This is a genomic window from Methylomonas albis (genome assembly GCF_014850955.1).
Classification (GTDB): Bacteria; Pseudomonadota; Gammaproteobacteria; order Methylococcales; family Methylomonadaceae; genus Methylomonas; species Methylomonas albis.
Genome location: NZ_JACXSS010000001.1, coordinates 3,943,078 through 3,968,755, shown reverse-complemented (window position 1 = coordinate 3,968,755; position 25,678 = coordinate 3,943,078). Strand labels below are relative to the sequence as shown.

Annotated in this window: 23 protein-coding genes; 15 read left to right on the top strand and 8 right to left on the bottom strand. The window is 47.4% G+C overall.

Going from position 1 to position 25,678, the window contains the following annotated elements:
- Positions 1 to 22 precede the first annotated feature (22 nt).
- The 11 genes from EBA_RS18245 to EBA_RS18195 all read left to right on the top strand — a co-directional run bounded on the left by EBA_RS18245 (position 23) and on the right by EBA_RS18195 (position 14,989).
- Positions 23 to 634 carry a hypothetical protein gene (locus EBA_RS18245; protein WP_192376028.1) on the top strand — a complete coding sequence of 204 codons (612 nt, stop codon included), beginning with the start codon at positions 23 to 25 and terminating at the stop codon, positions 632 to 634.
- Positions 635 to 654: 20 nt separating this feature from the next.
- Complete coding sequence (locus EBA_RS18240) at positions 655 to 921, top strand: hypothetical protein (protein WP_192376027.1); 267 nt, start codon at positions 655 to 657, stop codon at positions 919 to 921.
- A gap of 7 nt (positions 922 to 928) precedes the next feature.
- Positions 929 to 1,843, top strand: a complete 915-nt coding sequence (locus EBA_RS18235) for an HprK-related kinase A (protein ID WP_192376026.1) — start codon at positions 929 to 931, stop codon at positions 1,841 to 1,843.
- The gene (locus tag EBA_RS18230) at positions 1,833 to 2,918 is read left to right on the top strand and encodes a nucleotidyltransferase domain-containing protein (protein WP_192376025.1); all 1,086 of its coding nucleotides are present in this window, start codon (positions 1,833 to 1,835) and stop codon (positions 2,916 to 2,918) included. Before EBA_RS18235 ends, EBA_RS18230 begins: the two co-directional genes overlap by 11 nt.
- Positions 2,919 to 2,982: 64 nt before the next feature.
- On the top strand, positions 2,983 to 4,200 hold the full coding sequence (locus tag EBA_RS18225) for a TIGR04063 family PEP-CTERM/XrtA system glycosyltransferase (RefSeq protein ID WP_192376024.1): 1,218 nt from the start codon (positions 2,983 to 2,985) through the stop codon (positions 4,198 to 4,200).
- A 79-nt stretch (positions 4,201 to 4,279) separates the two neighbouring features.
- On the top strand, positions 4,280 to 5,395 hold the full coding sequence (locus tag EBA_RS18220; protein ID WP_225616364.1) for a glycosyltransferase: 1,116 nt from the start codon (positions 4,280 to 4,282) through the stop codon (positions 5,393 to 5,395).
- The gene (locus tag EBA_RS18215; protein ID WP_192376022.1) at positions 5,392 to 6,741 is read left to right on the top strand and encodes a phenylacetate--CoA ligase family protein; all 1,350 of its coding nucleotides are present in this window, start codon (positions 5,392 to 5,394) and stop codon (positions 6,739 to 6,741) included. The genes EBA_RS18220 and EBA_RS18215 overlap by 4 nt, the downstream gene beginning before the upstream one ends.
- Before the next feature lie 10 nt (positions 6,742 to 6,751).
- Positions 6,752 to 8,536, top strand: coding sequence for an asparagine synthetase B family protein (locus tag EBA_RS18210; RefSeq protein ID WP_225616363.1), 1,785 nt, complete (start codon positions 6,752 to 6,754; stop codon positions 8,534 to 8,536).
- Positions 8,537 to 8,806: 270 nt separating this feature from the next.
- A complete protein-coding gene (locus EBA_RS18205; protein WP_192376021.1) occupies positions 8,807 to 9,298 on the top strand; it encodes a pilin in 492 nt (163 codons plus the stop codon).
- A gap of 80 nt (positions 9,299 to 9,378) precedes the next feature.
- On the top strand, positions 9,379 to 11,421 hold the full coding sequence (locus EBA_RS18200) for a tetratricopeptide repeat protein (RefSeq protein ID WP_192376020.1): 2,043 nt from the start codon (positions 9,379 to 9,381) through the stop codon (positions 11,419 to 11,421).
- A gap of 130 nt (positions 11,422 to 11,551) precedes the next feature.
- On the top strand, positions 11,552 to 14,989 hold the full coding sequence (locus tag EBA_RS18195) for an AAA family ATPase (RefSeq protein ID WP_192376019.1): 3,438 nt from the start codon (positions 11,552 to 11,554) through the stop codon (positions 14,987 to 14,989).
- A 44-nt stretch (positions 14,990 to 15,033) separates the two neighbouring features.
- Here the strand turns inward: EBA_RS18195 and EBA_RS18190 are convergent, their stop codons facing one another.
- The 4 genes from EBA_RS18190 to EBA_RS18175 all read right to left on the bottom strand — a co-directional run bounded on the left by EBA_RS18190 (position 15,034) and on the right by EBA_RS18175 (position 18,544).
- Positions 15,034 to 15,411, bottom strand: a complete 378-nt coding sequence (locus tag EBA_RS18190) for an exosortase system-associated protein, TIGR04073 family (RefSeq protein WP_192376018.1) — start codon at positions 15,409 to 15,411, stop codon at positions 15,034 to 15,036.
- A 103-nt stretch (positions 15,412 to 15,514) separates the two neighbouring features.
- On the bottom strand, positions 15,515 to 17,791 hold the full coding sequence (locus EBA_RS18185; protein WP_192376017.1) for a Tex family protein: 2,277 nt from the start codon (positions 17,789 to 17,791) through the stop codon (positions 15,515 to 15,517).
- A 151-nt stretch (positions 17,792 to 17,942) separates the two neighbouring features.
- A complete protein-coding gene (locus EBA_RS18180) occupies positions 17,943 to 18,140 on the bottom strand; it encodes a hypothetical protein (protein WP_192376016.1) in 198 nt (65 codons plus the stop codon).
- Positions 18,141 to 18,262: 122 nt separating this feature from the next.
- A complete protein-coding gene (locus EBA_RS18175; RefSeq protein ID WP_192376015.1) occupies positions 18,263 to 18,544 on the bottom strand; it encodes a hypothetical protein in 282 nt (93 codons plus the stop codon).
- 116 nt (positions 18,545 to 18,660) lie between these two features.
- Between EBA_RS18175 and EBA_RS18170 the strand changes: the two genes are divergently transcribed.
- Positions 18,661 to 19,023 (top strand): SirB2 family protein, encoded by a 363-nt coding sequence (locus tag EBA_RS18170; RefSeq protein WP_192376014.1) that lies wholly within the window; start codon positions 18,661 to 18,663, stop codon positions 19,021 to 19,023.
- Between the two features lie 189 nt (positions 19,024 to 19,212).
- Positions 19,213 to 19,617 (top strand): septal ring lytic transglycosylase RlpA family protein, encoded by a 405-nt coding sequence (locus EBA_RS18165; RefSeq protein ID WP_192376013.1) that lies wholly within the window; start codon positions 19,213 to 19,215, stop codon positions 19,615 to 19,617.
- Between the two features lie 75 nt (positions 19,618 to 19,692).
- Here the strand turns inward: EBA_RS18165 and purD are convergent, their stop codons facing one another.
- From purD to dusB, 4 genes are read right to left on the bottom strand one after another with little or no spacing between them, the layout of a single operon-like run.
- Complete coding sequence (purD, locus tag EBA_RS18160; RefSeq protein ID WP_192376012.1) at positions 19,693 to 20,979, bottom strand: phosphoribosylamine--glycine ligase; 1,287 nt, start codon at positions 20,977 to 20,979, stop codon at positions 19,693 to 19,695.
- A gap of 16 nt (positions 20,980 to 20,995) precedes the next feature.
- Positions 20,996 to 22,576, bottom strand: coding sequence for a bifunctional phosphoribosylaminoimidazolecarboxamide formyltransferase/IMP cyclohydrolase (purH, locus tag EBA_RS18155; RefSeq protein ID WP_192376011.1), 1,581 nt, complete (start codon positions 22,574 to 22,576; stop codon positions 20,996 to 20,998).
- A gap of 37 nt (positions 22,577 to 22,613) precedes the next feature.
- Positions 22,614 to 22,877: a helix-turn-helix domain-containing protein gene (locus tag EBA_RS18150; RefSeq protein ID WP_192376010.1), complete on the bottom strand. Its 264-nt coding sequence runs from the start codon at positions 22,875 to 22,877 to the stop codon at positions 22,614 to 22,616.
- The gene (dusB, locus tag EBA_RS18145) at positions 22,878 to 23,855 is read right to left on the bottom strand and encodes a tRNA dihydrouridine synthase DusB (protein ID WP_192376009.1); all 978 of its coding nucleotides are present in this window, start codon (positions 23,853 to 23,855) and stop codon (positions 22,878 to 22,880) included.
- A 240-nt stretch (positions 23,856 to 24,095) separates the two neighbouring features.
- Between dusB and cysC the strand changes: the two genes are divergently transcribed.
- Complete coding sequence (gene cysC, locus EBA_RS18140; protein WP_192376008.1) at positions 24,096 to 24,719, top strand: adenylyl-sulfate kinase; 624 nt, start codon at positions 24,096 to 24,098, stop codon at positions 24,717 to 24,719.
- Position 24,720: 1 nt separating this feature from the next.
- Entirely contained in the window at positions 24,721 to 25,674 is a 954-nt protein-coding gene (locus EBA_RS18135) for a DHH family phosphoesterase (protein ID WP_192376007.1), read from the top strand.
- Positions 25,675 to 25,678: the final 4 nt, after the last annotated feature.

Genomic DNA, 25,678 nt, shown 5'->3' with positions numbered 1-25,678 from the left:
AAATAAATCAGTGGTGTGTCCGATGGAATATAAAAATAATGAACAAAATTCAGCGTCTGAAAGCCATAAAGCACCTGAACAGGTAAATAGTTCTCGTAGATCGTTTGCTAAGGTTGGGGCTGTCGTGGCGCCGATTATAATGACTTTGACCAATCGGTCGGCGTGGGCTACAGATACCTGTTCACAATCGGGTTTCACTTCATTCTCTAATGCCAATCATGCCGTCTCAAATGTGGCTAATGTTAAGAATACTAACTGGAAAACACCGGCAGCTTGGGCTTTAGCTGCAACATGGCCGGCTGGTTGTGGTAAGGCCACTTATAGTCCTACTAATCTAAAGTTTACCTCCACTCTTTGGTCTAATAACAAAGACCTCGCTGCCGTTAAAACTTGGGAGGCCGCTAATGCCAAAGTTTTGGCAAGTTCTGTGATTAGCGGGGTGTCAAGTACATCCACTGCGACGTTGTTGGCCGCTTTGACTGATCCTTCTAATCAATTGTTGGCATATCAGATAGCGACAGTGCTTAACAATGCTGTTGTGGTTGGCGGAGTACAGCAGACCGTACCAAGCTATTTCCTAAGTGGTCAGGCAACCTTGGCTGAATTTACAACCTTCTATTCTAATTGCGTGTAATCTGAACCCCGTTTGCTATTGTGGTTTACCAGTGGCAAGCTCTAGTTTCTGTGGCCGATTGGGGTGATGAATTGGTGCTTTACGACCGACAGTCGGGCGAAACTCATTTGTTTAGCGGAGCATCAAAAGATATTTTGACTTTTAGCTTATCCCAGCGGCGTTTTAACATTCCCAACCTCATTGATAACGTAAAGGAACGTTTCGAAGACTTACAGGGAACAGAAACTTTTGTTGTTTCGACATTGGAAAGCTTGATACATAAAAAATTAATTAGTATAGAAAAGTGATCGCCTTGTGACTGATGCGAATTTTGCTAAGCAGTTGGCGTGTTCAGGCTTAATTGTTGAATCCGGCCCATTCAAGTTTTTGATTCGGAGTGCGATTCCGGCTATAGCTCAAAATCTAGCTTGCTTATATGCTGGGCAGTCTGAATTTGCATCTAAAGACGTGCCCTCGGTTTTTTTTGATTTTGTTGTTTCTATTGATCTTCCTAACGGAATTAGGAGTCTGTTTCACAAACAAGCTCAGTTTTATCTTGACGATAGGGTGATTTTTAATCCTTTTCCGCTACATCATGCCACTGCGATGTTGGAATGGGGGATGAATTGGTGTATTTCAACGCAAATTCACACCTATCTGATCATTCATGCGGCTGTCATCGAGAGAGATGGCTTTGCTGCGGTCTTGCCTGCACCGCCGGGATCGGGGAAAAGTACGCTTTGTGCGGCTTTGGTTCAGGAAGGATGGCGACTGCTATCTGACGAATTGACCTTGATCGATTTAAGCAATGGCTATGCCGTGCCCATGCCGCGACCAATCGGGCTTAAAAATCAGTCCATTCAAATTCTCGCTAATCGATATCCTCAAGCTGTTTTCGGCGCGCTGTCTTCTGATACATTGAAAGGTAGTGTTTGTCATCTCAAACCACCGATTGAAAGTATCGCCATGCAAAAAGTGGTTTGTCCAATTGCTTGGATCGTTTTTCCGCAATATCTTGCTGATGCGGAGACCGATTTGTGTGATAAACCCAAAGGCGAGTCCTTTATGGCCTTAGCTGACAATGCGTTCAATTACAGTCATCTGGGCACCGTGGCGTTTGATATTTTAAAGCAGGTTGTTGATCGTGCAGCTTGTCATGGCTTTACTTATAGTCAGCTAGATGAGGCAATAGCGGTTTTTAATCGTTTGGAAGCCAGAGATGCGATCTAGTTGGCCGTTGTTGGTTTTAGTGCTAAGAAAAGAGCGGACGTTAGCGGCATTAAATCAAGCCGAGTGGGATTTATTGATTCGGCAGGCCAAGCGCTCGCAATTAGCGGCTAAAATTTACTATAGGGCTGAGAGTGAAAACCTGCTTACATCCTTGTCTCATGGTGTTCTAAGGCATTTGCAATCGGCTAAAGTGCAAGCCGACAAGCAATATCGCGATTTCTTGTGGGAAATAGATTGTCTAAAAAAAGCCTTTAGCCAAGCAGTTAGCGGCGCTATTTTATTGAAGGGCGCCGCTTATGCTGCTGGAGAGTTTCCTCCCTATAAAGGCCGACTGTTCTCGGACATCGATATTTTAGTGCCTTTTGAGTTTATACCAGCCATTGAACAGCAATTACTAATACATGGTTGGGTCAGCGCGAAGCAAGATGCGTATGATCAAAAATATTATCGGCAGTGGATGCATGAAATTCCGCCGCTCACACATATTAAGCGTGGCAGCGTTATCGACCTGCATCATAACATTTTGCCCAGAACCGCAACGGCATGCCCGGATGCGGATTTATTGATTAAGTCTGCGGTACCGCTGACCGGCGTAAATAGCAATTTGCAAGTATTGTCGCCCTTAGATAGAGTAATCCATAGCGCTACTCATCTGTTTTATGAAGGTGAGTTGGAGCACGGCTTGCGTGACCTGGTTGATCTGGATGCTTTGATTAGTGCTTTCGATGAACAAGAGCGGTTACAGTTGGTTGACCGCGCTTTTATGCTGGGATTACAAAAACCGGTTTATTATGGGATGCGCTATCTGCAGCTTATTTTAAACGCGCAAGGTTTGACCGAAGCCCTGGGTAAAATGACAAATGCAGGGCCGGTTATCAGCGGAGTATGGTTGATGGATGCTTTGTTTTTACGAGCATTAATGCCGGATCATCTGAGCTGCGAAGATAAATGGACGCCCATGGCGCGCTGGATGTTGTATATTCGGTCGCATTATCTAAGGATGCCGCTACACTTGCTGTTCCCACATTTGTTGCGAAAAGTCTGGATGCGATTGCTGGGGAAGGATCGACATTAACCTGGAATAGTGATACCTAAAAGGACAAACTACCGGGCCGTAAAGCAACTAAATTTGTTTTGACATGAAGATACTGCACATTCTCGATCACTCTATACCACTTCATAGCGGTTATACCTTCCGCACCCGTGCCATTCTCGAACAACAACGCAAACTGGGCTGGGAGACGTTTCATGTCACATCGGCTAAACATCAAGTCGGGGAAGCTCCCATCGAAACCGTCGACGGGCTGACCTTTTATCGATCTGCCATCCCACAAGGTTTGGCGGCAAAACTACCTGTTTTAAATCAATGGGCCATTGTGAAGTCTTTGGCGGAACGGTTGGATGAAATCATTCCGCAGATCAAGCCCGATATCCTGCATGCTCATTCCCCCGCATTGAATGGGTTGGCCGCATTAAAAATGGCAAAAAAATACGGGTTGCCTTTGGTTTACGAATGTCGGGCATTTTGGGAGGACGCTGCGGTCGATCACGGCACTACCCAAGAAGGCAGTTTACGTTACCGATTGACCAAGGCTCTGGAAACATATGTGTTTAAGCATGCCGACGCCGTCACGACGATTTGCGAAGGTCTGCGCCGGGATATTATCGGGCGTGGAGTCGCTGCGGAAAAAATTACCGTGATTCCCAACGCCGTCGATATCGATAAGTTTACCTATGGTGAGGCCGCCGAGCCCGTTTTGCAGGCAGAATTAGGTCTGAGCGGCAAAATTGTACTTGGTTTTATCGGGTCTTTTTATGCATATGAGGGGTTGTTGCTATTGCTGGATGCATTACCGGCGATTATCCAGCAACAGCCTGATGTGCGCTTGTTGTTAGTGGGCGGGGGGCCGCAACAGCAACATATCGTGCAGAAAATTGAGGCGCTGGGCTTGCGGGATTGGGTCATTCTTCCCGGACGCGTCGCTCACGAGCAAGTGCAGCGCTATTACAATCTAGTCGATATCTTTGTTTATCCGCGCTTGGCGATGCGCTTAACCGAACTGGTGACGCCTTTGAAACCTCTTGAAGCCATGGCCCAAGGTCGATTGTTGGTGGCATCCGATGTTGGTGGGCATCACGAATTGATTCGCGACCGGGAAACCGGCTATCTGTTCAAAGCCGGAGATAAGACCGAGTTGGCGCAAACGGTGTTAGCAGCCCTGGTTCAGCAAGATCAATGGGAACAAATTCGGCGAGCCGGCAGGCGCTATGTCGAAGATGAGCGCAATTGGGAACGAAGCGTTAGTCATTATCAAGCTGTTTACAGCAGGATAATGGCAGGTAAAGATGGCAGATAACTCGCCGAGGCTGATTGTTTTCAGTTCTTTGTATCCTAGTCGGGTCAGGCCTAACGCTGGCGTTTTTATTCGCGAGCGTATGTCTAAAGTGGCTCGCCATTGCCCTTTGGTCGTCATTTCGCCGGTTCCCTGGTTTCCACTACAAAGCCTGATTCAATGGTTTAAACCCGATTACCGGCTGCAACCGGACAATTACGAAGATCAAGACGGTATCTCAGTGTATTTCCCGCGCTTTTTATCGATACCTGGCGTGGGGCGGTCGTGGGACGGCTTTTTTATGGCGCTTGGCAGCTTGGCAATATGCTATCGATTAAAAAAGCACTTTGTATTTCATTTGATCGATTCCCACTTTGCTTATCCAGACGGCTATGCGGCCACCTTGCTCGGTAAATGGTTTAAGGTGCCGGTCACCATCACTTTGCGTGGTACGGAAGTGCCGTTGTCTAATATTCCCAGTCGGCGCCAACGAATATTGAAAGCCCTCAACGATGCCGCTCAAGTATTTTCGGTATCGGACTCCTTAAAGCGGCATGTGGTTAATTTGGGGGCCGACGCCGAAAAAATCCGGGTGGTGGGCAACGGTATCGATACTGCCAAGTTTTTTCCTATGGACAAGAAACAAGCTCGGAAACATTGGCAAATTCCCGAAGACGCCCAGGTATTGATTTCGGTCGGTGGATTGGTCGATAGAAAAGGCTTCCATCGGGTGCTCGAGATTCTACCGGCATTAATCGAAAAATATCCACGATTGCTATATTTGATTGTCGGCGGCGCTAGCCCAGAAGGCAATATTCTCAGACGTCTGGAACAGCAAGTTGAAACGCTGAATATTGGCCAACATATTCGTTTTCTTGGGGCTCTGCCTACCGAGCAATTACATGGTCCATTATCGGCTGCGGATCTATTCGTCCTGGCTACTGCTAACGAAGGTTGGGCCAATGTGTTTTTGGAGGCCATGGCTTGCGGCTTGCCGGTGATTAGCACCGACGTTGGCGGCAATCGTGAGGTGGTTGCTGATGAAATGCTGGGCAGTATCGTGCCGTTTGGGAATGCGGATGCCTTATTGCTAGCGCTTGAGAATGCTTTGCAGCGACAGTGGGACCAGCAAGCTATCATTAACTATGCGGCTGATAACTCTTGGGATAAGCGGGTGGATATTTTGTTGGCTGAATTCAAAAAATTGGTGGGGTCATGAGCTTTTATACGACTTTTTGTGCAACGGTGATTTTTCCACTTCATGAGGCGTTAAAAAAGCATACGACTGTTAAGGTTATGCGCGGCATGGAGCGAAGCCAATGGCTCAAGCCCGATGAAATCAGGCAATTGCAGTTGCAAAATTTGCGCGCCTTCTTGATTGACGTTCAAACGCATGTGCCCTACTACCGGCAGTTGTTTACGAACTTGAGCTTTGATCCTGCAAGTATCGATAGCTTGCAAGGATTAGCAAGATTGCCTTTGTTGAGTAAGCCGGAAATCAGGCAACATCTTGATGAAATAAAGGCAAACGATGCCGTAAAGTTAGCGCGTTTCAATACTGGCGGTTCAAGTGGTGAGCCACTGATTTTTTACATTGGTAGCCGTCGGGTCAGTCACGATGTCGCGGCAAAATGGCGAGCAACCCGTTGGTGGGGTGTCGATATAGGCGATCCGGAAGCAGTGATCTGGGGGTCGCCGATTGAACTGGGGGCGCAAGATAGAGTTCGCTTGCTGCGCGATAAATTACTGCGCACACATCTAATTCCGGCATTCGAAATGTCGTCGGAAAAGCTGGACGGCTTTATTCGGCAAATTCAGCAGATTCGTCCGAAAATGCTATTTGGCTATCCTTCAGCATTGGCTCATATTGCCAGTCATGCCGCGAAGAGGGGTGTGGCATTGAATAATTTGGGTATTAAGGTTGCATTCGTCACGTCGGAGCGGCTTTACGATCACCAGAGGGCGAAAATAGAAAGTGTGTTTGCTTGCCCGGTTGCGAACGGCTACGGTGGGCGGGACGCTGGTTTTATCGCTCATCAATGTCCGGAAGGCAGCATGCATATTACTGCTGAAGACATTATCGTCGAGATTGTGGACAAGCACGGCCAAACCTTACCTAACGGAGAACTCGGCGAAATTGTGGTAACCCATCTGGCAACGCGCGATTTTCCATTTATTCGGTATCGTACCGGTGACATGGGGGTTTTGTCGGATAAAGTCTGCGCTTGTGGACGTGGGCTGCCCGTGCTGGAGGAAATTCAAGGGCGGACCACCGATTTTGTTGTTGCTCAGGATGGAACGGTATTGCATGGATTGGCATTGATTTATGTGCTGCGCGATTTAGAAGGCGTTGATGCATTTAAAATTACGCAGGATAGTTTGGATAAAACGACCGTGCAAATTGTTAAAACCCTCAAATATCAAGTTGCTTACGAACAAAAAATCGTTGACGAGTTTAAAAAACGTTTAGGGCAAGCAGTTACTATCAATATCGAATATACCGATTACATTCCCAAGGAGCGCTCAGGAAAGTTCCGTTATGTGATCAGTCACGTCAAGGCCTAATGAAATCACTATGACAAAATTTGCGGGATGGATGGGGAGTGATCTCCAAAAAGATGAATCTAGTGCCGTGCTGGGGCAAATGACGACAGCTGATTCGACATTCAGTTTTCGGCAGGGTCGCGGCTACGCTTTTTCAACTTGCGCCACTGATATTGCGCAGCGCGCTGGGGTGTGCTTGCTTACCCCTCAGTCCGGTTCGCGAACAGCTCGTTCGCAGCATTTGTTGGATGCCTATTTAACTCGTGGCATCGATTTTTTAGTAGGCCTGCCAGAGGCCGATACATTGATGCTTATCGATGCCGATCAGCAACGACTGGTACTGGGTACCGATCCAATTGGCCTTAGTAATATCTATTATGCAGAAATTGCCGACGGCCTAGTATTTGGCTCCAGCGCTGATTTTGTTGTGCGTCATCCTCAAGTCCATAATGCCATTGCGCCGCAGGCGGTGTTCGATTACATCTATCACACCCATTGTCCTAGTCCTAGTACGATTTATCGGCAAGTTAAAAAGTTGGAGGGCGGGCAGTGTTTGGTGTATCAAAATGGACGAGTCAGCTTAAAACACTACTGGTTGCCGATGTTTCAGGAGCAATCGTGCGATTTGCAGCAAGCTGGTCGTGAATTGCAGCAGGAATTGATCGATGCCGTTAAAAGCATGGCCGATAATGAAGATAATACCGGTGCGTTTCTGAGTGGTGGGTTGGATAGCTCCAGCGTTGCGGGGGCGCTATCCAAGGTATTTCCAGGTAAGGCGAAAACTTTTTCGATGGGTTTTGACGCCGATGGCTATGATGAAATTGAGTATGCCAATATTGCCGTCCAGCGTTTCAATACGCGGCAACATCAGTATTACGTCACGCCAGAAGATACCGTTAATGCTGTACCTGCAATTGCGGCTTATTATGATGAACCTTTTGGGAATGCCTCGGCATTGGCAGCCTATTATTGTGCCAAGTTGGCTAAGGATCACGGCGTAAACCGTTTGCTTGCCGGCGATGGTGGCGACGAGATTTTTGCCGGTAACGAGCGTTACGCCAAGCAAATGCTGTTTGAGAATTATCACCGCTTACCAAAATTTCTTAGCGGCGGCCTCGAAGCGACATTAAATGCCTTGCCTGATGTAATAGCTAAACAGAAGCTGCCGTTTAAAGCAAAACGCTATATCGATCAAGCGAATGCAGCGATGCCTGATCGTTTGCAGGACTACAATTTTCTGCATCGGCATGCTGCGGCGGATATTTTTCAGGCCGATTTCTTAGCGCAAATAGATACCACTGCACCCTTGCGTCAGTTAAGGGAAGATTATTGGCGACCGGAGTCTGCTAGTACCTTGAACCGCATGTTGTATTTGGATTGGAAAAATACGCTCCACGACAACGATTTGGTCAAGGTTAATAGAATGTGCGAGATGGCTGGGGTTGAGGTGTGCTATCCCTTGCTAGGCCGGCGTATTCTCGACCTGTCTTGCCGAATTCCATCAAACGACAAATTACGCGGACAAAAACTACGCTGGTTTTACAAACAAGCGATGGCAGATTTCCTGCCGGAGCGGATTATCAACAAACCCAAGCATGGGTTTGGGTTGCCGTTCGGCGTTTGGTTAAAAGATCATCAGCCTCTTAAACAGCTGGCTTATGGCGCTATCAATGATTTGAAGCTGCGTGAATTTTTTAAGCCTGATTTTTTGGATCATGCTATTGAAATGCATCAGAGCGTGCATGCTGCCTATTACGGTGATTTAGTATGGATGTTGATGATGCTGGAGCTTTGGTTTGCCGGTAAGAGTTTGTAGTCAACCAAGCCCCGAGTTATTTAGCGATTTATAGGGAGTGACAAAAAACGTCAGTTATGAACAAAAACTATTTTTTTGACAAGGTTGTGGCTGCAGGAATATTTCCATAGTGCTATCTTTTATTTGAAAAGGTGTTGTGTAAGGCTTTGAAATGTATGTGGAATAGGCTTAATTTTATAGTTCTATTCTGTTTGAAATATAATTGGCATGCTAATTGTTAGAAAGTCGGAGAGTTTTTAAGTTCCGTTCATCATAAAAAAGAAGGTGGTTATGAATATGCAAATGCAAAAAGTACAACAAGGTTTTACCTTGATTGAGTTAATGATTGTGGTCGCTATTATCGGTATCTTGGCTGCCATCGCTATCCCGGCCTATCAAGATTACACTGTCAAATCAAAAGTATCTGAAGGTCCAAGTCTGGCCTCTCCAGCATTGACCGCGGGTGGTGTGGCTTGTAGTGAGCAGTCTTTAGGCTTTGGTGGTGCTAACGGAGCTGCACAAGCTCAAACGAATGGCTCGTTTGGTTTGCCGACTTCAACCGCAATTTCTGGAAAATATGTGAAGTCTGTTTCTCTTACCACTACATCTAACGTTGCTACAGGAGCAACGGTAACGATTATGTACAACACCATTGGCGCGTCTGTGGTCTCTACAAATAATAAGTTAGTCTACACAGGTGCTTGTACTGTCGGCAGTGGTATGTCGTGGTCAGTTAATACAGGTGCAAGCACGCTTCCGGCAAAATACCAGCCTAAATCGTAATTAGGTAAGTTCTAAAGCAGTTGCAAAAGGGGCTTTTAGCCCCTTTTGTTTTTACAGCGTTATTTTATGGCATCCATTTAATGAATTTAGATAGTGAATTCACAAGGAAGTTAACGCAGTCAAATTGGATAATATTTTTATTGGTATGGGGTTTGATACTTGTCGTTTATTATCCGGGCAAAGCTGGCCCGTTCATCGGTGATGATTTCCCAAACATTCTTGATAACTCCGGTATTCAATTCAAACAGTTTTGCTGGGAAGATTTGTCTTCAGCTTGGAGTGCGAATACAAGTGGTCCTTTCAAACGACCTCTTGCCAGTCTAAGTTTTGCGCTAAATTATTTTTACGCTGGACAGCAATTTGATCCAGTCCCATTCAAACTGACCAATATTGGCATCCACGTCATAAATAGCTTTCTGGTGTTCTTGCTAAGTTGCCAATTGTTTAAGACTACCTCGCCTGATTCTCCTGTTCGAAAACTAGCTTTCCTTTCCGCTCTAATTTGGGCGGTACATCCGCTGCAACTTACTTCAGTGCTATATGTCGTGCAGCGCATGAATAGCATGGCCTGTATGTTTATGCTGAGCGGATTTTTAGTATTTTTAAAAGGCAGGTTACAGCTAGAAAAGCCTGCTGCCGTTCTATTTATGGTGCTGGGCTGCGTGCTTGGTACGGGATTAGGTGTTTTATTCAAGGAAAATGCGTTGCTGTTACCGCTATTGATTTTTGTCAGTGAAGTAACCTTATTACCGCCGATCCCAATAGCGTCCCGCTTTAAAGTGTACAGCTATTATCTAGTCACCGTCATATTGCCGGTATTGTTTGGCTTTGCGTACTTACTGACTCATCCGGAATATGTGCTGGGCGGTTATTTGACGCGCGAGTTTACGCTGGCAGAGCGTTTAATGTCCGAAGCCAGAATACTGTTTTACTATCTGGGATTGCTGTTCTATCCGGATAATACTCAGCTCAGTTTGGCGCACGATGATTTTGTTTTGAGTAAAGGCTTGTTTCAGCCTATTGGTACTGTGCTGTCGATTGTCGGTATCGCAGTGTTGATAGTGGTGGCGATTTATAATACGTGTCAAAAAAAAACTCGTTTTTTGAATTTTGCGATTCTTTGGTTTTTTGTCGGACATGCCATGGAGTCCACTATATTTCCCTTGGAATTGATATACGAACATCGTAATTATCTGCCCAGTATCGGAATTGTTTTAGCGCTAGTGGCTTTGTTGTACAAGCTACTAACGAAGCAAATTAGCAGTGGGCTACTCAATGGATTGTATGCCTGTATCATTGGCAGTCTGGCTTTGGCTACGCATACCCGTGCCGCAATCTGGTCAAATCTCGATAGTTTTAGCTACTTTGAGGTGCGTAATCATCCCGGCTCCGTGCGGGCCAATAGCGCTTATGCCAATAATCTCGAACTCAAACGCGGTCCCAACGCAGAAACCTATCAGTATTATCTAACTGCTTCCAAACTGAACGTTTTTGAAGTGTCAACCTTGATTGAGATGTTCATGGAACTCAACAGATTAATAGGTTTTCAAGGTGTCGCTAAAGATCAAAAATACTCGGTTTTACCTATGCGATACGATGAACCCTTGGTGCTTGATGTTAAGTATATGGAAACGTTGAGAGATTTGGTGCACAAGGAAGTTTTGCATAGAATATCGGATAAGTCTCATCCGTTGCGTACCATGGATTCGATACGGACTGCTGCTACCTGTTTGATCAATGGCGATTATGAATGCAAAACGATTGCAGCAAATGTTTTGGAATGGTCAGACGCTGCGTTGATACAGCCAAACTTCACCGATAAACCGATGATGCAACTTATCAAAGCAAAGGTCTATTTCACTCAGGGGCAAACCGAAAGCACATTTGAGGAAATGGATAAAGCTATTGCGCTGGATCCAAACAGAATGTACTTCCGCGCCGAAAAAGCCTACTTGTTTATCGAGTTAAACGAATACACCAAGGCAGAGGATGTAATCCGTGAAGCTGAACTGCTGGGCGTGGCAAATGGTTTTGATGCTAAGGAATTTCAAAAACTCAGAGATGCGATTGTTTATAAAAAAGCTATTGCCCAGACTCCAAAAGCCATAATTTCTCCTCCTTGATATTATTCAGCATCCCTAGATCAAATTCACTAAAATACCTGCATAGATTTTCAATCTGATTTGCTGGGATTAGCTTAATGCTATTCGAGTTTGAGCAAATTGCCACCAACAGCCCTGAAAGCCTGGGATTATGCGGATACTCAATATAGTCTTTAAAAACATCAATTCACTGGAAGGCGAAGGCCGGGTCGATTTCGACCAAGGGCCAATTGCCGATAGTGGTGTGTTTGCCATTACCGGGCCCAATGGTTCCGGCAAAACCAGTATTCTCGATGTCATCACTCTGGGTTTATACGGTGAAACGTTTCGTTTCGATAAGCCTGCCGAGCATGTCATTACCAAGCTGACTAACGATAGTTTTGCTCAGGTTGAATTTGCTTTGGATGGTGAGAAATTTCGTTCTACTTGGCATGTCAAACGGCCTGCAGATGCAAATAAAGACCAGGTTTTACAGCCGGAAATGAGCTTGATTCGGCTAAACGATGAGCAGGAGTTGCTAGCTAGGACACCTAATACGGTAAGAACTCGCATAGCCGAGCTGACGGGCATGGACTTTCATAAATTCAGCAAATCCATGGTCTTACCGCAAGGCGACTTTGCGGCTTTTTTGAATGCGCTTGACAGCGAGCGCATGGACATTCTGGAAAAGATCAGTGGGACCAGTATCTATGCCGAGTATCGGCAACAGGCCGAAGATAACTTTCAGAAATCGCTCACTCGTTTGACACAACTGGGGAAGGATATCGAGTTGCTTCCCTTACTCAGTCCGGAAGCTGTCCAAGCTGCTGAGCATGACTTGCAGGATTTCAAAGATCAAGTTGTCGACTTGAAAAATCAACAAAATCAGTTGCAACAGCAACTGCTGACGACAGAAAACATTAATGCGATAGAGGGGCGTCAAAAACAGCTTCTCGAACAGGCGAGAAAGGTTGAAGCACAAGTTGAACTGTTACAAAAAGATCTGCAGACAATTGCTGATACTCAGCAAGCGACACAGTTTCGCGAAGAATTGATTTTATTAGATGGTAAGCAGGGGCAGATTGTCCAAAGTCAGGCGACGCTGGATGCTTATCGTCAGGAACTGAATGCGCTGCAACGCCAACTTGGCGAAGACATCAGTAATGCAGTGCCAAGCTTGGATGGCAAATCGCCAGATGAGCAAAAACAGGCTATTGATGCGCTTAAGTTGAAAGTGAGTGATCTTAAGCTGGAATTGCCGCGTGAAGCCGAACTGGTACAGACCCTGCAGCTGCAATTGGCTGAAAGAAAGTTAAGTCTAGCGGAAATAGACAGCTGGTTGCAAGATCATCAGGCCGATGCTGGCTTGCTGTCTGACTTCCCTGATGTCGTGCAGTTACGCAATCTCAGGACAGAATTGGTGGAATTGGCGGGTAAGCAGAAAACACAAGCCAATTGGACTAAAAGCACGTCAACTACGTTGAAAAAAAGCCAGACGGCGTTGCGCGACACAAAATCAGCGGTCGCTGAGTTGAGTGAGCGTATTGAAGTTGCGCAGAAAACCCTGCTTGAGCTGGCGCAAGGTAAAAGTTTCGAGGAATTGAAGGAGTTGCTAGTCGAGCAGCAAGCTCGAGTTAGTGACTTTCAGGAATTGCACTCATTGGCTGCGGTTAATGCCAAGTTCACCAAAAAAAGTTTTTTTAGTTGGTTCTCTCGCAATAAAGCCCCAGAGTTGCCCGATGAAACTCGCTTGCAAGCCAGATTGGATGTATTGCTGGAAGAACGGGATCGCGAGGAGAATATTGGCAAAGCCCTGGAGCAGGCAGTGCTCAATGAAGCGTTGTTGAAGAAATTTAGCGGTGATCGCGGCAAATTGGTCGATGGTAAGCCGTGTTACCTATGTGGCTCCTTGCAACATCCTTACACAGTCAAGCCGCCGATCGAAACGAACTCCAAAAAAGCTTTAGTAGATCAACGCGGGAAGATGCAGGCTTTAAAGGTGGCGATAGATGGTGTCTCCAGTCAGTTGGCAGTAGCAAAAAAACAAGGCTCTCAATTGTCCGCCAGGCAGCAAAGATTGCAGCAGATGCGTTCGCAATGGTTGGTTTTGAGTAACCGTTTAAATGCAGTTAGTGCAGAATTGGACATAGACAATTTATCTTTGCAAAAACGGTTGTTGGATACAGAACGCCAGGAACTGGAGAAAATCAAAAACCTGGTCAACGATCACGCGCAGTTGCAGCGTAACGTGGCTAAGTGGACGGCTGAGGTAGAGGCTAAACAAGTCTTGGTGGAAAAGCTAACGGCGTCTGTCGAGCAGCTTGATGCAGCATGGCGCAATCGGCCGCCTGAATATATTGAATCCGAACAACAGTTTGCTAGCCGGACGGCGGAAGAAAAGGCGCTTGTTGATAAGCTGGAAAAGCAGTTGGCTTTGTTGGGAGAGAAGCTGCCTGGAAAAGGCAAAGAAAATATAGTGTTCGACAAGCTTAATAGTCGGCGGCAGGACTACCAAATCAGGGAGTTACGTCAAAAAGGCTTGCTGGACGAGATTGTCAGTTTGCAAGATAGGTTGCAGGCTAGTCAGGCAAAAATCGTCAGTTATCAGGAGCAGATGGCAGTCGGTTTGAACCGCTTGCAAGGCGAAGAGTCGTTGGGTTTGCATTTGGCTATTTTGGAGAAACAAAAATTAATTGTCGAACTTGAGCGGCAATTAGCCACCCAGCAACTCGAATTGGATGCGATGCGGCGGGTATTGACTAACAAAATCGCCGGCGGAGTGTTTGCAGATGTCGATAGTTTGCGATCGGCCTTAAGTTTACTTGATAGGCGCTCAGAGATTGATCAGACCCTAGAGCAGCAAAAACAACAATCGGCGGCAATCGGCGCAGACTTGGCGAAAGTGTCAATCGATTTAGAAAATGAGCTGGCGTTTGCACCAACCAAGCTAAGTCAGGCAGATATTTTAACTATGCAACGCCAGCTATCGCAGAAAGTCGATATTGCTGAGCAAGAAGTGGCTACTTTGGATACCAAGCTGGATAAGCAGTTAGCGTATCGTGAAAAATATCAGAGTCTGCAAGCGCTATTGGTTGAGCAATCAACAATACATGTTCAAGCCGAAGCGGATATTAAGTTGATCAATGACGAACAGGGCGGTTTTCGGCGGCGGATTCAGCAGTTATTGGTGGATAACTTGTTGTCCCAGGCCAATCAGATTTTGGAAAAGCTGAGCGGACGTTACTATATCCGTAGCTTAGCCAGCGATAACGGTTTGGCGCTGGAGATTGAAGACACTAAGCAAAAAAATCTGCGGCGATTACCCAAAACCTTGTCTGGTGGAGAGAGCTTTGTGGTGAGTTTGGCTTTGGCTTTATCTGAGATTGCCAACAACGGTAAGGCTATCGATTCGCTGTTTCTGGATGAGGGCTTTGGTAATTTAGATGCGGAAGCCCTGTATCTGGCAATGAGTGCGTTAGAAGGTTTGAAGACTCAGGGTAAAACAGTCGGCATAATTTCGCATGTCGAAGCGGTGAAAAAGCGCATTAAAACCCAGGTCGAATTGGTCAAAAAAGCCAACGGCATGAGCGAGCTGAAAATGGTTGCTTGATGTAATGGTGGAGTCGGTTAATGCTCCACCACTAAATTGCGTGATTAATTATTGGGACGGAAAGCTTTGCCGTAGGTGGTTTCGGCGTTGAAATTATCCCAAACGTATAACGGATGGACGATGGGTTGCGTCGGGATTGGCGCGGAAACCAAATCCAGCACACCGACACCGATTCTCCCTCCCATGTTCAGTAATCCTTTAAAAGTGCCGCCGATAAAGCCGTAAATAACGTTGCTTTGATTGTTGATTAGAATAATGTTTTTTGGGATTTCCAGAGAAGATGTCGTAATGTTGGCCAAGCCGGTAGCTAATTTTCGTCCGAAGGTTTCTCCATAAGTTTCTTCTTCTGCCCGGGTTGGGAGGCTGGTCAATAAGAAAGCTGCCAAAAAGACAGTGGCCAGGGTGCGAGTATGTCGTTTCATGACTTATCCTGTATATGAGAACGGATGTTAGCATCTGTTGGCCGAGGCGGATTAACCGGCCCGGCCAACATTCGGTCAAAAGTATAGCAGAGCCCTGAACTGTTTACTTTTTCAATGCCTTGGCAAATGCATTGCTCATGCTGTTCTGTAGTGCGGGTTGCGGTTTAGGTTTATGGGCGGTTTTTTGAGGTTTTTCTTTTGGAACGATATCGCCAGTATCGACGTTTTTCCGCATGCTTAGTGAAATACGTTGACGCGCCACATCGACTTCCAATACGCGTACTTTCACCATATCGCCGGTTTTTACCACGCTACGCGGGTCCTTAACAAAATCGTCCGCCAAATGCGAGATATGCACCAAGCCGTCCTGATGAACGCCAATATCGACAAAAGCACCGAAATTGGCGACGTTTGTCACTACGCCATCTAACATCATGCCAGGTTCGAGATCGGTAATTTTCTCTACACCATCCTTAAATTGTACGCTTTTAAACTCCGGGCGCGGATCGCGGCCGGGTTTTTCCAGTTCTTGCAATATGTCGGAGATGGTGGGTACGCCGAAATTGGTGTTGGCATAATTTGCCGGATTTAGACTCCGTAAAAACTGGCTTTGACCTATTAGGTCGCGGATGGATTTGCCGGTGTCGTCGAGGATAGCATTGACCACTGGGTAGGCTTCCGGATGCACGGACGAGGCGTCTAGCGGATTGTCACCGGTCATGATTCTTAGAAACCCTGCGGCTTGTTCGAAAGCCTTATCGCCCAATCGCGGCACTTTTTTCAGTTGGTTGCGGTTCGAGAACGGGCCATTGGCATCGCGAAACGCAACAATGTTTTCGCTGATGCTGCTGCTCAGACCGGATACCTGTTTCAGCAAGGCAACCGAGGCTGTATTCACATCTACTCCGACCGCATTCACGCAGTCTTCCACCACGGTATCCAGCATACGCGCCAATTGCACTTGGTTGACGTCGTGTTGATATTGGCCCACGCCTATTGATTTGGGGTCGATTTTTACCAGCTCTGCCAGCGGGTCTTGTAGTCTGCGGGCTATCGATACCGCGCCGCGTAACGATACGTCGAGATCAGGAAACTCCTTAGCGGCCAGTTCCGATGCCGAATATACCGACGCGCCGGCCTCGGAAACTGTGATTTTTTGAAAATACAGCTCTTTGTGTTGCTTCATTAAGTCCGCAACCAGTTGGTCCGTCTCACGAGAAGCGGTGCCATTGCCTATGCTAACCAACTGTACCTGGTATTGCTGAATCAATTTAGCCAGAACCGCAATCGAGTGATCCCACTGGTTCTTTGGTTGATGCGGGTAAATGGTTTCTGTGGCCAATAACTTGCCGGTTGCGTCAACCACTGCAACTTTGACGCCTGTGCGAATGCCGGGATCCAGGCCCATGGTCGCTTTGGGACCGGCTGGCGCAGCCAACATCAAGTCGCGCAAATTGCTGGCAAACACTCGAATGGCTTCCAGCTCGGCGGCTTCGCGTAGCCTCAGCTTTAGATCCATGTCGATACGAGTAAACAGCTTGATCTTCCAGGCGAAGCGGGCAGTTTCGGCTAGCCAGGCGTCGGCAGGTTTGGCGGTGTCTTTAACCTGCAGATGTTGGCTGACGAATTGGGCGCATAACTGATGTTCTTCCTGATCCAATTCTGCCGGTTTCAGGCTTAGGGACAGTAAATCTTCGTTACGGCCGCGGAATAATGCCAAGGCGCGATGCGATGGGATTTTGTTGATCGCTTCGCTGTAGTCGAAATAATCCTTGAATTTCACCGCCTCCGTCTCTTTGCCAGTCGCTACGCTAGAGTGCAGGATGCCTTTATTCCAAACACGCTCACGCAGTTCAGTTAGTAGTTCGGCATCTTCGGAAATGCGCTCCATGATGATTTGTCGGGCGCCATCCAGAGCGGCCGCGACATCCACCACACCTTTTTCAGCATCAATATAGGTAACTGCGATTTGTTCGGGGATTAGGTCGGGGTTATCGAGGATGGCGTCGGCTAGCGGCTCCAGGCCGGCTTCACGAGCAATTTGCGCTTTGGTGCGGCGTTTTGGTTTATACGGCAGATATAAATCTTCCAGCAGCGTTTTGGTATCGGCGTCAAGTATCGCTAGTTCTAGCTCAGGTGAGAGCTTTCCTTGCGAACGAATGGTGTCGAGAATTGAATCGCGACGGTTATTAAGCTCTCGCAGATAAATCAATCTTTCCTCGAGGTTTCGCAATTGCGTGTCGTCTAAGCCGCCAGTTACTTCTTTGCGATAACGGGCAATAAACGGTACCGTGGCACCGTCGTCAAGTAGGGCAGCTGCAGCTGCGACTTGTTGGGGCTTAACTGAAAGTTCTTCGGCAATACGTTGGATAACGTCCATCTGTGTGTAAATTAGAATTGGTAAAAGCGTCAATTCTACAGCAGGGCGTGGTGTTGAAAAAGCGAACTATCAGCAGTGTAGTGAGAAACTTGCAGGCACAAAAAAGGCGCCAACCGAAATATCGGAAGGCGCCTAAGTTGCTAAGCAAAAATTATTTTGCTTGGCTTAATACGTCGTTATTAAAATCTTTGTGTTTCGCCAAAACTTGAGCTTCAGCTTTAGAAGAAGTTTCGCCGCCGTATTGAAGATGTTTGGTTTCGTCTGCTTTCAGCATAACGACGCCGGCAATAGCAATTGCAGTAACGATAGCAACTACAGTAAAGGTATTGTCTTTTTCTTGTTCAGCCATTTTTATAATCCTCATCTTGTTGTTGTAATATTTAGCCCTAAAAGGGGCAACTCGAGTTGTATGTCGAAGTTAGTATTATTGTTGGTCGACGGTGCATTTTTTACACTTAAAACTGTTTTGTGTCAAAACAATATTTTTGAGGCTATGCTCGTTGGCGAGTGCTCGTTTTTTAATTTTAACAAATTCAATTGGTTATGATAATGTTTTAGGCTGAAATTCACCTGTCCATGCTTGATGTGGGTGGCTGGTATGTGTTTCTGTGTGGTCTGTAAGGCATAAATATCAGCAAGCCATGCGTCGATGAAACGGGCGTAAATCGAGGTATGTTGCGAAATATCCGAATAGTTTTTTGGGATGTTAGGCAGAGAGAGGTGAGGAAGCTGTTCATTGTTAACTTCGATCATCGCCTAGGTTGCATGATAGGATTGGGTTTTAATTCTGACAGCGTGTTTGGTCTAGCGGAGAATTCGGTTCTAGCTGGTGGGGTGTAAAAAAACAATCGTTAATAAATGGGGTATTCATGCTTAAACATATGCATCTTCTTTTCGTGGCAGTTTTGGTTATTAGTTTTATCGGTCGAGTAGTGCTCGCCGAATTAAAGCCAGCCCTATTGGAGCAGAAATGGCTAAAAATTAGTCCGCACATAATTGCGAGCTTGGTCTTATTGACCGGGTTTGCCTTGGTTTTTCAGGGTCACTGGTTATCAAACGAATTTGCTTGGATTATTGCCAAACTATTGGTGTTGGTGGTTTACATAGGCTTGGGGATTTTGGCAATTCGCGAATCGGGGCGTGCGCGATGGTTGGCTTTTGGTGGCGCATTGTTCTGCCTGTATTACATATCCAAGGTTGCTGTTAGTAAACAAGTTTTTTTCTTTTTTTAAGTGTGTTATCGGTAAATTGAAATTGACGCCGCAGGCCCCGTTTTTCGCCGTTTTCAGATGGTTTTGGTCGGTGTAAAAATAATTATTGACAGGCTTAAAAACCTGTGGACTAACGAAAAAGGCTTGTCAAAGCGTTTTTATTCGGATAACCTCAAGCCTCCTGTCAATACTCAACGTAAGGAGGGTAGGATGCGAAAAACGAAATTGACGGCAATTTTATTGCTTTCAGGGAGTCTAGCGTCTTTTAGCTCTGTAGGTTTAGCGAAAACAGAAAGGAACGGTTTTCTTTCCCTTGAACAAAGCGGAGTCGCGTCTTACTACAGCGACAGATTGCATGGTCAGCGGACAGCAAACGGTGAATTTTATGATAAAAACGCGCTGACTGCGGCTCATGCGAGCTTGCCGTTTGGTTCTTTAGTGCGTGTCGTTAATCTTAGTAATAATCGTAGTGTCGAGTTGCGGATAAATAGCCGCGCTCACAAAGCCAACAAGCGCTTGCTTGATGTGTCCAAAAGGGCGGCCAGCGAACTTGGTTTTATACAAGCCGGCTTAGCCACGGTCAAACTTGAAGTCCTGCGTGTAGGCGACGCCTAAGAGTGGGATTTAACTATGTATCCGGTCTAATGATCGGATACATAGGCCCCTCTTTCCTATACGCCTCAAACTTAGCTAAACAGCTTGGGATTTGATCGCTTTGAAACCAATGTCGGTTCGAAAGTAAACATCTTGCCAGGCAATTTGTTGGCTTAGCTCGTAGGCTTTTTCTTGGGCTTGAGCGATGCTGTCGCCCAATGCACAAGCGCATAGTACTCGGCCTCCTGCAGTTACTACTTGATTGCCAACTTGTTTGGTGCCGGCGTGAAATACTTTGTAATCGCCACTTATATCGCTTGGTAAGCCGCTGATCGGATGGCCTTTGGCGTAATCGTCCGGGTAGCCGCCTGCGGCCAGCACTACACCCAATGCGGGGCGTTCGTCCCATTCTGTAACAGTCTGATCAAGATTTTTGTTTATAGCGGCCAGGCAAAGTTCAACTAGATCGCTTTTTAAGCGCATCATGATCGGCTGTGTTTCCGGGTCACCAAAACGGCAGTTATATTCCAATACTTTGATGTTGCCATTCTTGCTTATCATCAGGCCTGCATACAGAAAGCCGGTATATTCGTTACCGTCTTCACGCATGCCTTGCAGGGTGGGGAGGATTACCTCGTCCATGACGCGCTGGTGGATCTCCGGTGTGACGATAGGTGCTGGAGAATACGCCCCCATGCCTCCGGTGTTGGGGCCTTGATCGCCGTTGTCGCGAGCTTTGTGATCCTGAGAGGTTGCCATGGCCAACGCATGCAAGCCGTCGGCGATGACAATGAAGCTGGCTTCCTCGCCGTCTAAAAATTCTTCGATTACCACCCGATGTCCTGCAGTACCGAAACTATTCCCGGATAACATGTCTTCTACCGCGTCGATGGCTTGCTGTTCGGTGTGGGCGACAACCACGCCTTTGCCAGCTGCCAGGCCATCGGCCTTAACAACAATGGGCGCGCCATTTTCACGAATATAGGCTATTGCCGGTTCGACTTCAGTGAAGCTTTTATATGCAGCGGTAGAAATGCTGTGGCGGATCATGAAATCCTTGCAGAACGATTTGGAACCCTCCAACTGTGCGGCTTGAGCCGTTGGGCCGAAGCACTTCAAACCGGCGGCGGAAAATCGGTCAACGATGCCCCTAACTAAAGGCACCTCCGGTCCGATAATGGTTAGTTCTATATCTCGGGCTTGGGCGAAACTTAGTAAACCTTCGATGTCGTCGGCTTGGATGTCGACATTGTTTATCTTGGGTTCCAATGCAGTGCCGGCGTTGCCGGGGGCGACGTAGACATTGTTAGCTTTTGCGGATTGCCTGACTTTCCAGGCCAAGGCGTGTTCTCGGCCGCCATTACCCACGATCAATATATTCATTTTCCGTAATCCTGTATCAATGTCTGAAATGGCGCATACCTGTCAACACCATCGCGATATTATGCTCGTCGGCGGCATCGATGACTTCCTGGTCGCGCATCGAGCCGCCAGGATGTATTACCGCGGTGATGCCCGCCGCCGCCGCCGCGTCGATGCCGTCGCGGAACGGGAAGAAGGCGTCGGAAGCCATCGCTGAACCGGATACTACCAAACCTTCGTCGGCGGCCTTGATGCCGGCAATCTTGGCCGAATACACCCGGCTCATCTGGCCGGCGCCTATGCCTATGGTCCGGCCGTTCTTGCCGTAGACGATGGCGTTGGATTTGACGAATTTCGCCACTTTCCAGACGAATAGCAGATCGGCCAGTTCTTGCTCGGTCGGGACGCGCTTAGTGACCACCTTCAAATCGGCGGCCGTGATACTGCCGGTATCTTTGTCCTGCACCAACAAGCCGCCGCCGACGCGTTTGAACTCCAGTGCCGCCGCTTTGTTATCCGCCCAAGAACCTGTTTCCAGTACGCGAACATTTTGTTTTTTCGCGAACACCGCTTTGGCGCCATCGGAAACTTTCGGTGCAATAATGACTTCGACGAACTGGCGGCCGGCGATTTCGGCGGCGGTTGCTTCGTCCAGTTCGCGGTTGAAGGCGATGATGCCGCCGAAGGCCGAGGTCGGATCGGTAGCGTAAGCCAGATTGTAGGCGTCCAGGATGCTGTCGCTAATCGCAACGCCGCAGGGATTGGCATGCTTGACGATCACGCAGGCTGGCTGTTCGTTGAAGGTTTTGACGCACTCCAGCGCCGCGTCTGCGTCGGCGATGTTGTTGTAGGACAGTTCCTTGCCTTGCAGTTGCTTGGCGGCGGCGATGCTGCCGGCCGGCGGATTTTTCTCGCCGTAAAACGCCGCATTTTGATGCGGGTTTTCGCCGTAGCGCATGCTTTGCAGGCGGTGGAATTGCAAGTTTAAGGTTTCCGGGAAGCTGCCGGAGTCGACGACCTTGCTCAGGTACGCGGCGATCATGGTGTCGTAGCGGGCGGTGTGTTCGAAACTCTTCAGTGCCAATTTGAAGCGGGTGTCGTGGCTCAATGTTACTGTATTGGCTTGTAGTTCGGCCAACATCGCCGGGTAGTCGGCTGGGTCGACTACGATGGCAACGTCGTTATGATTCTTGGCCGCGGCACGGATCATGGTCGGGCCGCCGATGTCGATGTTTTCGATTGCGGTTTCCAGATCGCAATCCGGCTTGGCGACGGTTTGTTCGAAGGGATACAGGTTGACCACCACCATGTCGATAGGCTTGATGCCGCTTTCGGCCATCACTGTATCGTCGATGCCGCGTCGGCCCAAAATGCCGCCGTGAACTTTTGGATGTAGGGTTTTCACCCGGCCGTCCATCATTTCCGGAAAGCCGGTGTAATCGGAGACTTCGGTAACGGCAATATTGTTTTCGGCTAGCAGTTTAGCCGTGCCGCCTGTGGATAGGAGTTCGACGCCTAACTGGCTCAGTTCGCGACAAAACGCCAGAATACCGGTTTTGTCGGAGACGCTGATCAGCGCGCGGGTCACTTTTTTATTTATGCCCAAAGGGGTATTCATGCAAACCTCAAGAAAGGGTAAAGAGAATGGTTGGAAATTAACCTATGCCGTAATTTTCCAGTTTTTTGCGTAGGGTACTGCGGCTGAGGCCCAGGATAATCGCGGCTTTGCTTTGATTGTAATCGCAGTGTTTCAGAGTTGTTTCCAATAAGGGTCTTTCCACTTCCGCTAATACCAAATGATATAAGCCGCTGGAATCGTGACCGTTTAGGTGGGAAAAATAGTCTTCGACGCAATGACGAACATGGTCAGACAGCGTTTGTTCGCTGTCGGTGACTTTATGTGTGAGGTGTGTTCCCATCTAGGCGGCTCGTGGTGGCATCAAATTGAAAGAGGCATTGACTAGCGCGAGTTGCCGCGCAGCGTGTAGGGCTTGGTTAATGGCAGTCTTTTGTTCGGCAGGCAGTGTGCCGAGATGATCGAAATACCAGCCGATGTGCTTTCGGGCGATTCTAACACCACTGTCGTTTCCATAAAAACTGTATAAATTTTCCAGATGCTGGTTAATGACGGCTTTGATCTCGGTCAAGGAAAGCGGTGAGAATGTGCCGTTATTAAGATTAGCGTTTAGCTCGTAAAATATCCAGGGTTTGCCTTGTGCAGCTCTACCTATCATTACGGCATCCGCACCGGTATATTCCAGGACTTGCCTGGCTTTTGCGGCGCTATCGATATCGCCGTTTGCGATAATCGGAATGCTGACGCTTTGTTTGACTTGTTTAATGGTGTCGTACTCGGCAGTTCCGGTAAATTTGCAGGCTCGGCTGCGACCGTGGATGGTGAGCGCTTGAATACCGCAGCTCTCGGCGATCTTTGCAATGGTCGGCGCGTTTCGATTGGCTAAGTCCCAGCCAGTGCGGATTTTTAGCGTTACCGGGATTTCCACGGCATTGATTACCGCATCTAAAATTCTAGCGACCAAAGACTCGTCTTTTAGCAGTGCGGAGCCAGCGGCCACCGAGCAAACTTTTTTTGCTGGACAGCCCATATTGATGTCGATAATTTGTGCGCCACGATCTTGATTTAGTTTGGCGGCCTCAGCCATTTGCCGTGGGTCCGTGCCCAAAATCTGTACCGAGCGCAGGCTGCTGTTGCCACTGTAATCCAATTTTTTCAGGGTGCGTGGGTGATACTGCAAGCTGCGATTTGAAATCACCATTTCCGATACGGTAAGGCCGGCTCCAAATTCGCTACAGATCTGCCGAAACGGCGCGTCTGTAATGCCGGCCATCGGCGCCAGCAATAAGTTGTTGAGAAGGTGGTAAGGGCCAATTCGCATGAAAGCCAAGCTTGTCGAAAAAGGCCGCAAATCATACCCGAAAATGCCTCAATTAACGATGCTTAGAAAAAGGTAATCGAAAATAGTTGATGGTGTTGGGCTGGGAAAATCCTTGATGACAGTTGTCGCGTATATGTTAAAAACAGCTATAGGCGTTGTTTTGCACGTTTTTCGAAGAGAATTGCATCGTTTACCTTTGATGAAGTAGTCTTGACTGGACAATGATGGGATATATTCAAAATGGAAAAACAAAGCACAAATACGGTTTGGCATCACGCCACAGTAAGTCGCGCTCGTCGAGAGGCTTTAAACGGCCATAAAGCCACAATTTTGTGGTTTACCGGCTTGTCCGGGGCGGGTAAGTCGACACTGGCTCACGCAGTTGAAGAGCGATTGCATCAGTTGCAGTGTCGAACGTTTGTTTTGGATGGCGATAACGTTCGCCAAGGTTTGTGCGGCGATTTGGGGTTTAGCGATCAAGATCGGCAGGAGAACATCCGTAGAATTGCCGAAGTCGCCAAGTTGATGCTCGAGGCCGGCACCATAACCTTAACCGCCTTTATTTCGCCATTTCGAGCCGAGCGGCAGTATGCGCGAAATTTAGTGCCGCATGGCGATTTTATCGAGATTTACTGCAACTGTAATTTGTCGGTGTGCGAGCAACGGGACGTAAAAGGCTTATACAAAAAAGCGCGGCAAGGTGAGATTAAATTATTTACCGGCATATCTTCTCCGTATGAAGAGCCGGAAAAGCCTGAGTTAAACATAGATACCGGAATTTATGAGTTGGATGCCTGTATCGATCAGGTGATGAGTATGCTTGAACTACGAGGTGTTATCACCGCTTCCCAAAGAGAGCTATAAAGTGAATATTGACGTATTTAATGGTGACGCAGATGGCATTTGTGCGTTGTTGCAGTTGCGTTTGGCATTTCCTCAAGAATCTACACTCATTACGGGTGTGAAACGCGATATCGGTTTGTTAAGTCGAGTTTCCGCGGGTACGGGCGATCAAGTGGTTGTGCTCGATGTCTCGCTGGACAAAAATCGATTGGCGCTAACAGAGCTTTTAAAAGACGGTGTCAGTATTCTTTACATGGATCATCATTATTCCGGTGAAATCCCTGTTCATCCGGGATTAACTCCTTGGATAAACACCGATGCGAATGTGTGCACTAGTTTGTTGATGAACACATATTTAAAGCAACGCTTTACTGCATGGGCTGTGACGGGGGCTTTTGGTGACAATTTGGACGCCGCTGCGCAGACAGTGGCTAAATCCATCAATTTAACGGCCCAAGAATTGCTTAAGCTGAAGCAGCTAGGAATCTGTATCAATTACAACGCTTATGGCACATGTATCGATGATCTGTATTTTGCGCCTGATGCACTATATAGGCAGTTGGAAGGCTATGTCTCGCCGTTTGACTTCATCAGAGATAACACGGAAATTTGTCAGCAATTATTCAACGGATATGGTGAGGATATGAATCTAGCTAGACAAATTAAGGCTGAATATAAGACAAACACCACTGCAGTATTCATTTTGCCTGATGAAAAGTGGGCAAGGCGGGTAGCAGGGGTTTGGGGGAACGAATTGGTCAATCAATATCCGGATAGGGCGCATGCAATCGTTAGCAACAATCGACGAGGTTGTTATCAGATTAGTGTCAGAGCCCCGTTGAACAATAAAGCCGGTGCGGATGAGTTGTGTGCCTTATTTTCCGGCGGCGGACGCAAGGCGGCTGCAGGTATTGATGATATTCAATATGAGCAATTAACTAATTTTGTAGCAGCTTTTCAAAATAAATATCAATGAGCCA